This window comes from Herbaspirillum huttiense, from assembly GCF_004367745.1.
Classification (GTDB): Bacteria; Pseudomonadota; Gammaproteobacteria; order Burkholderiales; family Burkholderiaceae_D; genus Herbaspirillum; species Herbaspirillum huttiense.
Map to the genome: position 1 here is coordinate 390,557 of NZ_CP037993.1, position 12,715 is coordinate 403,271.

Annotated in this window: 10 protein-coding genes; all 10 read left to right on the forward strand. The window is 64.0% G+C overall.

The genetic code is table 11. From position 1 onward, the window contains the following. Window position 1: 1 nt before the first annotated feature. Complete coding sequence (gene mraY / locus E2K99_RS01765; protein WP_034329301.1) at window positions 2–1,171, forward strand: phospho-N-acetylmuramoyl-pentapeptide-transferase; 1,170 nt, start codon at window positions 2–4, stop codon at window positions 1,169–1,171. 119 nt (window positions 1,172–1,290) lie between these two features. Beyond that, on the forward strand, window positions 1,291–3,453 hold the full coding sequence (murD, locus tag E2K99_RS01770) for a UDP-N-acetylmuramoyl-L-alanine--D-glutamate ligase (protein WP_134221146.1): 2,163 nt from the start codon (window positions 1,291–1,293) through the stop codon (window positions 3,451–3,453). Then, window positions 3,450–4,724, forward strand: a complete 1,275-nt coding sequence (ftsW, locus tag E2K99_RS01775; RefSeq protein ID WP_134221147.1) for a putative lipid II flippase FtsW — start codon at window positions 3,450–3,452, stop codon at window positions 4,722–4,724. Before murD ends, ftsW begins: the two co-directional genes overlap by 4 nt. Beyond that, a complete protein-coding gene (gene murG / locus E2K99_RS01780; RefSeq protein WP_134221148.1) occupies window positions 4,721–5,803 on the forward strand; it encodes an undecaprenyldiphospho-muramoylpentapeptide beta-N-acetylglucosaminyltransferase in 1,083 nt (360 codons plus the stop codon). Before ftsW ends, murG begins: the two co-directional genes overlap by 4 nt. Then, window positions 5,800–7,227 carry a UDP-N-acetylmuramate--L-alanine ligase gene (gene murC / locus E2K99_RS01785; RefSeq protein WP_134221149.1) on the forward strand — a complete coding sequence of 476 codons (1,428 nt, stop codon included), beginning with the start codon at window positions 5,800–5,802 and terminating at the stop codon, window positions 7,225–7,227. Before murG ends, murC begins: the two co-directional genes overlap by 4 nt. Beyond that, on the forward strand, window positions 7,224–8,228 hold the full coding sequence (locus E2K99_RS01790) for a D-alanine--D-alanine ligase (protein ID WP_034329314.1): 1,005 nt from the start codon (window positions 7,224–7,226) through the stop codon (window positions 8,226–8,228). The genes murC and E2K99_RS01790 overlap by 4 nt, the downstream gene beginning before the upstream one ends. 28 nt (window positions 8,229–8,256) lie before the next feature. Next, window positions 8,257–9,027: a cell division protein FtsQ/DivIB gene (locus E2K99_RS01795; RefSeq protein ID WP_121042532.1), complete on the forward strand. Its 771-nt coding sequence runs from the start codon at window positions 8,257–8,259 to the stop codon at window positions 9,025–9,027. 10 nt (window positions 9,028–9,037) lie between these two features. Next, the gene (gene ftsA, locus E2K99_RS01800; RefSeq protein ID WP_008334543.1) at window positions 9,038–10,270 is read left to right on the forward strand and encodes a cell division protein FtsA; all 1,233 of its coding nucleotides are present in this window, start codon (window positions 9,038–9,040) and stop codon (window positions 10,268–10,270) included. Window positions 10,271–10,623: 353 nt separating this feature from the next. After that, a complete protein-coding gene (ftsZ, locus tag E2K99_RS01805; protein ID WP_088755862.1) occupies window positions 10,624–11,814 on the forward strand; it encodes a cell division protein FtsZ in 1,191 nt (396 codons plus the stop codon). 200 nt (window positions 11,815–12,014) lie between these two features. Continuing rightward, on the forward strand, window positions 12,015–12,521 hold the full coding sequence (locus tag E2K99_RS01810) for a peroxiredoxin (protein WP_134221150.1): 507 nt from the start codon (window positions 12,015–12,017) through the stop codon (window positions 12,519–12,521). Window positions 12,522–12,715: the final 194 nt, after the last annotated feature.

Below are 12,715 nucleotides of genomic sequence, written 5' to 3' on the forward strand. Positions count from 1 at the left end.
CATGCTGGTCTGGCTCGCACAGAATTTTCAACAGGATTTCGGCTTTCTGCGCCTGTTCAACTTCATCACCTTCCGCGCGGTGTTTGCCACGCTCACGGCCCTGCTGATCGGCATGATCGCCGGCCCCGCCGTGATCCGCATGCTCACCCGCATGAAGGTCGGCCAGGCCGTGCGCCAGGATGGTCCGCAGACCCACCTCATCAAGTCCGGCACCCCGACCATGGGCGGCGTGCTGATCCTGATCGGCATCGGCATTTCCACCTTGCTGTGGGCCGACCTGTCCAACCGCTTCGTGTGGATCGTGCTGATCGTCACGCTCGGTTTCGGCGCCATCGGCTGGGTCGATGACTACCGCAAGGTGGTCTATCGCGATCCGGAAGGCATGCGCTCGCGTGAAAAATATTTCTGGCAATCGCTGATCGGCCTGGTGGCCGCGTTCTACCTGGCCTTCTCGGTATCCGAGGTGAGCAACATGAAGGTCTTCGATCTCTTCGTCGCCTGGGTGCGTTCCGGCTTCAGCCTGGACCTGCCGCCCAAGGCCGACCTGATCGTGCCCTTCTTCAAGACCGTGACCTATCCGCTGGGCGTGTGGGGTTTCATCGCGCTGACCTATTTCGTCATCGTCGGCACCAGCAATGCGGTCAACCTGACCGATGGCCTGGACGGCCTGGCCATCATGCCGACCGTGCTGGTCGGTGCGGCCCTCGGCCTGTTCGCCTACCTGACCGGCAATGCGGCCTATGCCAAGTACCTGTTCATCCCGCATATCCCGGGGGCCGGCGAACTGCTGATCTTCTGCGGTGCCATGGGCGGCGCGGGGCTGGCCTTCCTCTGGTACAACGCCTACCCGGCGCAGGTGTTCATGGGCGACGTCGGCGCACTGGCGCTGGGCGGTGCGCTGGGCACCATCGCGGTCATCGTTCGTCAGGAAATCGTGCTCTTCATCATGGGCGGCATCTTCGTGGTGGAAACGCTCTCGGTGATGATCCAGGTGGCCTATTTCAAGTACACCAAGAAGCGCTTCGGCACCGGCCGCCGCGTGCTGCTGATGGCACCGCTGCACCATCACTACGAGCAGAAGGGCTGGAAGGAAACCCAGGTGGTGGTGCGCTTCTGGATCATCACCATGATGCTGGTGCTGGTCGGTTTGTCGACGCTGAAGCTGCGGTAAACAGGCGATATGAACAAAAACGGCAGCCCTTGTGAAGTATGGCAGGCGCTGCCTTTGTGGTTGGCAGGGCAGTCCCTGCATGGCAAGAAACAAGTGAAGAAGTGAGTCTGGAAACAACGATGAATTACTCGGGCAAACACGTTCTGGTGCTCGGACTCGGCGAGTCCGGCCTGGCAATGGCGCGGTGGCTGGTCTACTGCGGCGCCGGCGTGCGCGTGGCCGATACCCGTGGCGAAGCGGCCCTGGCCGAGCGTCTGGCCGCCTTGCGCGCCGGCGCGCCCGAGGCGCAGGCCGTGCTGGGCCAGCCCTTGTCTCCGTCCTTGCTTGATGGAATCGATTTCGTCGCCGTCAGTCCCGGCCTGGCACCCGAAGGCGAGCTGGCACCGCTGATGCCGGCCATTGCCGAACGCGGCCTGCCGCTGTGGGGCGAGATCGAATTGTTTGCGCAGGCGCTGGCCGCCTTGCGCGAAGAGACCCTGTATCAACCCAAGGTGCTGGCCATCACCGGCACCAACGGCAAGACTACCGTGACCCGCCTGACCGGCCTGCTGTGCCAGCGCGCCGGCCTGTCGGTGCAAGTGGCGGGCAACATCAGCCCGGCCGCCCTGGATGTGCTGCGCGAAGCGGTCATCAAGGACAAGGTATTCCTGGCCGAACTGGCCGAGCAGGATGCGATCGCCGCCGAACAGGCTGCCGCCGAAGCTGAAGCGCAAGCCGCGCAGCAGGCCGTGCTGGATGCCCAGCAGGCGGCCGAAGCCGAGAAGCATCGCCGTGCCGCCGCCAGCATCGAGGCGGCCGCAGCGATTGCGGTGCCAGTGTTGCAGGCGCAGCCGCAAGCAGACGCGCCGGTCTCCGCATCGGAATCTGAACCCGCGCCGCAGATGGATCTGCTGGCGACTGCGGAAGAGCAGCCGGTGGCAGAGCAGGAAGCTGGACAGGAGAACGTACAGGAATCTGTACCGGAAACAGGGCAGGAAACAGGACAGGAAACTGCACAGGAAACTGCACAGCAGCCGGCACCCGAGACCGGGCATCCAGCCACCGAAGCCTCCCCCGATGACGCCGAGGCAGCCAGCTCTGCCGCGCACGAAGCGCCGGAGCCGGCTGTCGCGGCCACGCTGGACGTCGCTTCCGACGCGATCCCGCAAGCCGAGATCGACGCCCCGGCGACCACTGGCGAGGCCATGAACCTGGGCGATTTCATGGAGGTCTCGCGCAAGGCCGAGGAAGATGCGCTGGTGGAAGTCCCGCCACCGCCGCCGCCCGAGCCGACCTATCGCGGCTCAATGCCGCAAGCCTGGGTGCTGGAGCTTTCCAGCTTCCAGCTGCACACCACGCACAGTCTGCAGCCGCACGCCGCCACCGTCCTGAATTTGACCCAGGATCACCTGGACTGGCACGGCAGCATGGAGCACTACGCCGCCGACAAGGCCCGCATCTTCGGCCAGGATACCGTGCGCGTACTCAATCGCGATGACGCCCTGGTGATGGAGATGAGCGCCGCCGCCGCGCCGCTGTCCACCTTCGGCCTGGACGAACCGTCCACGCCCAACAGCTTCGGCCTGGTCAACGACAACGGCATGCTGTGGCTGGCCAATGCCTTCGTGCATGAAGATGACGAAGTGCCGGAGGGCAAGCGCCGCCGCAAGCAGAAGGACATGCTGCCGCCGCCGGTGACCGTCAAGCGCCTCATGCCCGCCGATGCCCTGCGCATTCGCGGTGCCCACAACGCCATGAATGCGCTGGCCGCACTGGCCTTGTGCCGCGCCATCGACCTGCCGATGGCTCCGCTGCTGCACGGCCTGCGCGAGTACACCGGCGAGCCGCATCGCGTGGAACTGGTCGGCGTGATCCAGGATGTCGAGTACTACGACGACAGCAAGGGCACCAATGTCGGTGCCACCGTGGCCGCGCTCAATGGCTTGGGGCTGGGCGGCCGTCCCAATCGCATCGTGCTGATCGCCGGTGGCGACGGCAAGGGCCAGGACTTTTCGCCGCTGGACCTGCCGGTACAGAAATATGCTCGTGCAGTCTTGCTGATCGGCCGCGATGGCCCTGCCGTGCGCGCCGCCCTGGCCGACAGCGGGGTCGAGCTGATCGATTGCGCCAGCCTGGAAGCCGCCGTGGAAAAGGCCGGAGAACTCGCCACCGCTGGCGACATCGTGCTGCTCTCGCCGGCTTGCGCCAGCCTGGACATGTTCCGCAACTACGCCCATCGCGCCGAAGTCTTCGTGGATGCGGTGCGTGAACTGGCGCTCTCGCGCGGTGAGGTGCTGACATGAAACTGGGCCTGTCTTCCATGCGCAGCTGGCTGGGTGGCTTGAAAGAAGCCGCGCCGGCGGCCGCCGGTCGCGCCCAGGGTGGCCGCAGTGGCCGTGGCAGCGCATCGGGCAGCATCGGTTTCGAACAGCGTTCGCGCATGATGGAATACGACCAGCCACTGATCTGGGTGGTCCTGCTGCTGATGCTGTTCGGCATGGTGATGGTCTACTCCGCCTCGGTGGCACTGCCGGATTCGCCCAAGTACGCCTCCTATTCGAATTACCACTTCCTGATCCGCCAGGCGATCTTCATCGTGCTCTCCATCATCGCGGGCGCGCTGGCCTTCCGCGTACGCATGGAGACCTGGCAGAAGTGGGCGCCCTATCTGTTCGCGATCACCCTGATCCTGCTGCTGATGGTGCTCATCCCGGGCGTGGGCAAGGGTGTGAACGGTGCCAAGCGCTGGCTCTCGCTGAAGATCATCAACCTGCAGCCTTCCGAACTGATGAAGCTCTTCATCGTGCTGTACGCCGCCGACTACACGGTGCGCAAGCAGGCGGTGATGCACAAGCTGGTCAAGGGATTCTTCCCGATGGCGGCCGCCGTCGGCCTGGTGGGCTTGCTGCTGCTGCTGGAGCCCGACCTCGGTGCCTTCGGCGTGATCGTCTGCATCGCCATGGGCATCCTGTTCCTGGGCGGCATCAACGGCGTCTGGTTTGGCGGCATCGGTGCCACGCTGGTCGGTGTGTTCTCGCTGGTCATCGTGACCTCTCCGTGGCGGCGCGAGCGTATCTTTGCCTACCTGAATCCGTGGGAAGAGGAAAACGCACTGGGCAAGGCCTATCAGCTGTCGCACTCGCTGATCGCCTTCGGCCGTGGCGAGCTGTTCGGCGTGGGCCTGGGTAGCAGCGTGGAAAAATTGCACTACCTGCCGGAAGCGCATACCGACTTCCTGCTCGCCGTGATCGGCGAGGAGCTCGGTTTCGTTGGCGTGCTGGTGGTGGTGCTGCTGTTCTACTGGCTGGTCAAGCATGCCTTCGAGATCGGCCGCCAGGCCATCGCGCTCGATCTGACCTTTGCCGGCCTGGTGGCCAAGGGCATCGGCATCTGGCTGGGTGTGCAGGCCTTCATCAACATGGGCGTGAACTTGGGCCTGCTGCCGACCAAGGGCCTGACGCTGCCGCTGATGAGCTATGGCGGTTCGGGCGTGCTGCTCAATTGCGTGGGCCTGGCCATTCTGCTGCGCATCGATTACGAAAACCGGGTGCTCATGCGCGGAGGCCGTCTATGAACGCGCCCCGCACATTGCTCATCATGGCCGCCGGTACCGGTGGCCACATCTTCCCCGGCCTGGCCATTGCCGACACCATGCGTGCGCGCGGCTGGCAGGTGAGCTGGCTGGGCACCACGCACGGCATGGAGCGCGAGCTGGTGCCGCGCCATGGCGTGGAGATGGACAGCATTGTCTTCGCCGGCTTGCGCGGCAAGGGCCTGATGCATACGGTCAAGGGCGTGTGGCGCCTGGCGGCAAGCTTCTTGCATTGCCATGCCATCCTCGGCCGCCGTCGCCCCGATGTGGTGCTGGGCATGGGCGGTTACGTCACCGTGCCGGGCGGCATGATGGCGCGCCTGCGCGGCAAGCCGCTGGTGCTGGTCAATGCGGATGCGGCCCTGCTGCTGTCGAACAAGACCCTCGCGCCGATGGCCACCAAGGTGCTGTTCGGCTTCCCTGCCGATTTCGGCAAGGCCGCAGGCAAGGCCGAGGTCACCGGCAATCCGGTGCGCAAGGAAATCATCGCGCTGCAGCAACCGGCCCAGCGTTACGCCGGCCGCAGCGGCCCGCTGAAGATCCTGGTGGTGGGCGGCAGCCTGGGCGCCAAAGTGTTGAACGACAACGTGCCGGCGGCGCTGGCAAAACTGCCCGCCGAGCTGCGTCCGCAGGTGACGCATCAATCGGGCAAGCAGCACATCGCGGCCTTGCGTTCAGCGTATGAGGCGGCAGGCGTGCAGGCCGAAGTGGTCGATTTCATCGACGACATGCCGCGCCGCTATGCCGAGGCTGATCTGGTGATCTGCCGCGCCGGCGCGATCACCGTCTCCGAGCTGACGGCAGCGGGCGTGGCCAGCGTGCTGGTTCCGCTGGCGGTGTCGACCACCTCGCACCAGATCGACAATGCCAAATGGATGGCACAGAACAAGGCGGCGATTCACCTGCCGCAACGCGAACTGACGCCGGATCACCTGGCCGGTTTGCTGCAGAAACTGGACCGCGCTGCATGCCATGCCATGGCGCAGGCGGCGTACGAACAAGGCCGGCGCGATGCCAACGAGGCAATCGCGCGCGTGCTGGAAGGACTGGTAACACCATGAAGCATCGCGTCAAGAACATCCATTTTGTCGGCATCGGCGGCTCGGGCATGAGCGGCATTGCTGAAGTCTTGCTCAACCTGGGCTACGGCGTCTCCGGCTCGGACCTGGGCAGCAACGCCGCCACCCAGCGTCTGGCACAACTGGGTGCCAGCATCCGCTATGGCCATGCAGCCGAGAATATCGAGGGCGCTGACGCCATCGTCACCTCCACCGCCGTCAAGGGCGACAACCCGGAGGTGCTGGCCGCGCGCAAGAAGCACATCCCCATCGTGCCGCGTGCGGTGATGCTGGGAGAACTGATGCGCCTGAAGAAGGGCATCGCCATTGCCGGCACCCACGGCAAGACCACCACCACCAGCCTGGTGGCGAGCGTGCTGGCGCAGGGCGGGCTGGACCCGACCTTCGTCATCGGCGGCCGCCTCACCAGCGCCGGCGCCAACGCCAAGCTGGGTACCGGTGAATTCATCGTGGCCGAGGCCGATGAATCGGATGCGTCCTTCCTCAACCTCACGCCCGTGATCGAAGTCATCACCAACATCGATGCCGATCACATGGAAACCTACAACCATGATTTCGCGCGCCTGAAGCAGGCCTTCGTCGAGTTCACCCAGCGCCTGCCGTTCTACGGCGTGGCCGTGCTCTGCCTGGATGACCCGCACGTGCGAGAAATCATGCCCATGGTTTCCAAGCCCATCCTCACCTATGGTTTCCATGAAGACGCCGATGTGCGCGCCATCGATGCCAAGGCGGTCGACGGCAAGATGGAATTCACCGTGATCCAGGACGGCTACGCCTCCATGCAGGTGAGCCTGAACCAGCCCGGCATGCACAACGTGCAGAACGCTTGCGCCGCCATCGCGATTGCGCGCGAACTGGACGTGGACGATGCCGCCACCCAGAAAGCACTGACCGAATTCAACGGTGTGGGCCGTCGCTTCACGCGTTATGGCGAAGTGCCGATCACCGATGCGCAGGGCAATCCGGCCGGTCATTTCACGCTGGTGGACGATTACGGCCACCACCCGGTCGAGACCGCCGCCACCATCGCCGCCGCCCGTGGCGCTTATCCGGGGCGCCGTCTGGTGCTGGCCTTCCAGCCGCATCGCTACACCCGCACGCGCGACCTGTTCGAGGATTTCGTGAAGGTCCTGTCCTCGCCCGATGTGCTGGTGCTGGGCGAAGTGTATTCAGCCGGTGAAGCGCCCATCGTGGCCGCTGACGGCCGTTCGCTGGCGCATGCGCTGCGTGCGGCAGGCAAGGTGGAGCCGGTCTTCGTGGATGATATCGGCGACATGCCCGAGACCATCCGCAATGTGGTGCGCGATGGCGATGTGGTCATGACCATGGGCGCGGGATCGATTTCCGCCGTACCCGGCCGCCTGGTGGCGCAAGCCGGTGGCAAGAACGAACAGGGGGCCGCATGATCAGCCAGGACCAGATCAAGGCCTTCGGCCGTGTCGGCGTGCTCTTCGGCGGCCGCTCCGCCGAGCGTGAAGTGTCGATGATGTCGGGCAACGGTGTCCTGCAGGCCTTGCGCAGCAAGGGTGTGGATGCGCATCCCTTCGACCCGGCCGAGCGCAGCCTGGGTGAATTGCAGGCCGAGAAATTCGACCGCGTCTTCATCGCCCTGCATGGCCGCTATGGCGAAGACGGCACGCTGCAAGGCGCGCTGGAACAGATGGGCTTGCCCTATACCGGCCCCGGCGTGATGGCCTCCAGCATCGCCATGGACAAGATCATGACCAAGCGCATCTGGCTCTCGCACGGCCTGCCGACGCCGCGCTTCCTGAGCCTGGATGCCAAGGCCACTACGCGTGAGCAACTGCGCGTGGTCCCTGACGAGCTGGGCCTGCCGCTGATGTTGAAGGCGCCGCACGAAGGTTCGACCATCGGCATTGCCAAGGTCAACGGTTACTCGGACATGCAGGCCGGCTTTGATCTCTGCGCGCGCTACGACAGCGTGGTGCTGGCCGAGGAGTTCATCCGTGGCCGCGAACTGACGGTGCCGGTGCTGGGCACGGGCCGCGAGGCGCGCGCGCTGCCGGTCATCGAGATCCGCGCACCGGAGGGCAATTACGACTACCAGAACAAGTATTTCACCGACGACACGAAATATTTGTGTCCGGCGCCCCTTGACGAGGAACTGACTCGCCATTTGCAGGATCTGGCGGTACGTGCGTTCAATGCGCTCGGTTGCCGTGGCTGGAGCCGTGTGGACTTCATGCTGCGCGAGGCCGATGGCAAGAGCGAGCCCTTCCTGCTGGAAATCAATACCTCGCCGGGCATGACCGGCCATTCCCTGGTGCCGATGGCGGCCAAGGCCGTGGGCCTGAGCTATGAAGACCTGTGCTGCACGATCCTGCAGATGGCGTCGCTGGACATGACGCCCTCGAAGGATTGGACGCCGCAGGCGGGCCAGCCGTAATGGCCCGGGTTTAAGGAAGAACGCGTCGATGTGGCAGGACGTCAAGATGCTCAACGCCATCAGCAGTGCGCTCATTGCGCTGGTGCTGCTGGCCCTGGTGGCATCAGGTTTATGGTGGGTGGCGCAGCGGCCGATGTTCACGCTGCACACGATACGCATTGAATCCTCCGGCGACATGCCGCTGGAGAAGGTCAATGCGTTGACGGTGCGGGCGACCGCGGTGCCGCGCATCCATGGCAATTTCTTCACCGCCGATCTGACGGCGGTGCGGGCGGCCTTCGAAGCCGTGCCCTGGGTGCGCAAGGCCATGGTGCGGCGTGAATGGCCGGACCGGCTGGTGGTGAAGATCGAGGAACACAAGGCCCTGGGCACTTGGGGCGAGGATGGCAAGCTGCTCTCGCAGAAGGGTGACGTGTTCACCGCCAACCTGGCCGAGGCCGAGGACGACGGTGACCTGCTGGAGTTCGATGGCCCGCCCGGCAGCGAGAAGCAGGTGGTGGCGCGGCTGGCGCTGTTTCGCCAGTGGTTCGCGCCCATCAAGCTGGAGCCGGAGTCGCTGGTGCTGTCGAACCGCTACGCCTGGACCGTGCGGCTGGACAATGGCATGACCGTCGAACTGGGCCGTGACCAGGGCGATGCGGTGTTGAAGGAACGCGTGGCGCGGCTGGTGGCGGTGTATCCGCAGCTGCTGGAAAGATTGCAGGGCAAGATAGAAAGCGTCGACTTGCGCTATCCCAACGGGATGGCCCTGAAGGCAGATGGAATGGTGCTGGCGGCAATGAACGGGAAAAAGAAATAAGCGGAACGCTATGACAAAAGACGCAAAAAATCTGATCGTCGGTCTCGACATCGGCACCTCGAAAGTGGTGGCGGTGGTGGCCGAGGTGCTGCCCGATGGCCGCCATGAAGTGATCGGGCTGGGGCAGTCCGAATCCAAGGGGCTCAAGAAAGGCGTGGTGGTCAACATCGAGGCCACCGTCGAATCCATCCAGCGCGCGCTGGAGGAAGCCGAGCTGATGGCCGACTGCAAGATCCGCAATGTCTATACCGGCATTGCGGGCAGCCACATCCGCAGCTTCAACTCCAGCGGCATGGTCGCCATCAAGGACAAGGAAGTCACCGCCGCCGACGTCTCGCGCGTGATCGAGACCGCCAAGGCGGTCAACATCCCGACCGACCAGCAGCTGCTGCACACGGTCCCGCAGGAATTCATCGTCGACAACCAGGAAGACGTGCGCGAGCCCATCGGCATGAGCGGCATCCGCCTGGAAGTGAAGGTGCACATCGTCACCGGTGCGGTCTCTGCCGTGCAGAACATCGTCAAGTGCGTGCGCCGCTGCGGCCTGGAAGTGTCGGACCTGATCCTGCAGCCGATGGCTTCGGCCGATTCGGTGCTGACCACCGACGAGCGCGAGCTGGGCGTGGTGCTGGTCGACATCGGCGGCGGTACCACCGACGTGGCAGTCTTCACCGAAGGGGCGATCCGCCATACCGCGGTGATCCCGATCGCGGGCGACCAGATCACCAACGACATCGCCATGGCCCTGCGCACGCCTACGCTGGAAGCGGAAGAAATCAAGCTGCGCTATGGCGTGGCCAAGCAGATCCTGGCCGATCCGACCGAGACGCTGGAAGTGCCCGGCCTGGGTGACCGCAATCCACGTACGCTCTCGCGCCAGGCCTTGGCCGCCGTGATCGAGCCACGCGTGGAAGAGCTGTTCGCGCTGGTGCACCAGGTGGTGCGCGAGTCGGGTTATGAAGAGGTGCTGTCTTCCGGCATCGTGTTGACCGGTGGCTCGGCGATGATGCCGGGCATGACCGAACTGGCCGAAGACATTTTCCTGAAGCCGGCACGCCTGGGCACGCCTGAATACAGCGGCCAGCTGGCCGACGTGGTGCGCAGCCCGCGCTACTCGACCGTGCTGGGCCTGCTGCAGGAAGCCAAGAAACAGTATCTGCGCGGCTACATCGTGACGCGCCAGGAAGGCTCGGTGAAGGCGGTCTGGCAGCGCATGAAGGAATGGTTCCTCGGCAATTTCTGACCGATTCTCATCGGCTGCCACGAGCGGCCGGTGGTGAATGCATCAGGATGTAAAAGCATTGGTCGTTGCTGGCGGTTCGGTTGTACGGTTCTGGCAGTAAAAATTGATGAGAACGGCAGCAAATTTGCAGCAGTGTTTTCTTAGAATAGCGGTATCAAGGCTTCAAGAATTTAAGGTTTCAAGAATTTAAGGTTTCAAGGTATCAGTCGCATCATTGGCAGCATCGGTATCAGCATCAACAAGAAACAACAGGGAAGCACACATACGGACAGCAGTGACCAGTTGCTAGTCGTCACACCGCGTGATGCCTATCAACTGCCAGCTGCAGGACACATATATTTTAAGGAGTCATCATGGAAATCGATATGGTCGACAATGCGACGCTGGGTACGATCATCAAGGTCGTGGGCGTGGGCGGTGCTGGCGGCAATGCCGTGCAGCACATGATTAACAAGGGTGTGTCCGGCGTCGAATTCATCGCCGCCAATACGGATGCCCAAGCACTGAAGCAATCGAAGGCGCACAACGTCATCCAGATCGGTGATACCGGTCTGGGCGCCGGCATGCAGCCCGACGTCGGCCGCCGCCTGGCCGAGGAAACCCGCGCCCGCATCGAAGATTCCCTGCGCGGCGCGCACATGGTCTTCATCGCCGCCGGCATGGGTGGCGGTACCGGCACCGGTGCCGCTCCGGTGGTGGCGCAAGTGGCCAAGTCGCTGGGCGCACTGACGGTGGCCGTGGTCTCCAAGCCCTTCTCCTACGAAGGCCAGAAGTGCATGGACATCGCTGACGCCGGCCTGGAAGAGCTGACCCAGCACGTCGATTCGCTGATCATCATCCTCAATGAAAAGCTGGAAGAGATCTACGAAGACGACAGCATGATCGAATGGCTGTCGCACGCCGATGACGTGCTGAACAACGCGGTGGCCGGTATCGCCGAAATCATCAACGTGCCCGGCCACATCAACGTCGACTTCAACGACGTCAAGACCATCATGGGCGAGCAGGGCAAGGCCATGATGGGTACCGCGACGGCCGCCGGTGTCGACCGCGCCCGCGTGGCCGCCGAGCAGGCCGTGGCTTCGCCGCTGCTGGATGGCATCGACCTGTCCGGCGCGCGCGGCGTGCTAGTCAACGTCACTGCCAGCCGAGGCCTGAAGGGCAAGGAAATCAAGGAAGTCATGGCGACCGTGCGCGCCTTCGCGGCACCGGACGCCTCGATCGCCCAGGGCATCGCCTACGATGACAGCATGGGTGACGAGATCCGCGTGACCGTGGTGGCCACCGGCTTGGGCCGTGCCCGCAAGGCCGTGCAACTGGTGCAGACCCCGGTCATGCGTACCGGTACCCACAACGAGCCGATGATGGCCGTCGGTGGCGTGATGCCGCAAGGCGCCGCGCAACCGGCCGGTGCCACCTTCGGCGGCCTGAAGGCCCCGGCCGTGTGGCGTCGCGAGTCGGCTTCCGACACCGTGCGCGCCCTGGAAAAGAACGGCATGGAAACCTACGACATCCCGGCCTTCCTGCGCAAGCAGGCGGACTGATCGTCGTTGGTCACGGACGGCTGCCAGCTTCACAGCAGGCCGCTCCGTTCCAAGGCATACTAACGCCGCGCCTGGTGCGCGGCGTTTTTTTTCGTGCGCAGCGTGCCGGCAACTCATCTGCTGAATCGATCAATCGCGGCAGATGCATCTGTTTCACCACTTAATCAATTCACAGTCCTACAACCAGACGAGGAAACACCATGACCATCAAGATCGGCGACCGCCTGCCCGAAGGCACCCTGACCGAATTCATCGAGACCGAGACCGAAGGCTGCAGCCTGGGCCCCAACGCCTTCAAGGTGTCGGACCTGGTCAAGGGCAAGAAGATCGCGCTGTTCGCGCTGCCGGGCGCCTTCACCCCGACCTGTTCGGCCAAGCACGTGCCGGGCTACATCGCTCTGGCCGACCAGTTCAAGGCCAAGGGTGTGGATGAGATCTGGTGCATCTCGGTCAACGACGCCTTCGTCATGGGCGCCTGGGGCCGCGAGCAGAAGGCCACCGGCATCGTGCGCATGCTGGGTGATGGCAGCGCCACGTTCACCAAGGCCTTGGGCATGGAATTCGACCTGACCGAACGCAACATGGGCGTGCGCTCGCAGCGCTATTCCATGCTGGTCGAAGACGGCGTGGTCAAGCAGCTGAACCTGGAAGCCCCGGGCAAGTTCGAGGTCTCCAACGCGGAAACCCTGCTGGGCCAGTTGGGCTGATGCCTGCCGGGATTTCCCGGCCACCAGGCGAAAAAGAAACGGCATGCTGAGGCATGCCGTTTTTCCTTGGGGAAACGGATTTATCGCTGTGATCGATGAATGGGCGCCTCCGGCCCCTGTTTTACAGATAGGAACGATTTGCAACAAAGCCCTGCCGCAAGGGGCGGGGCAGAGGCATCTTGGCTATAATGACC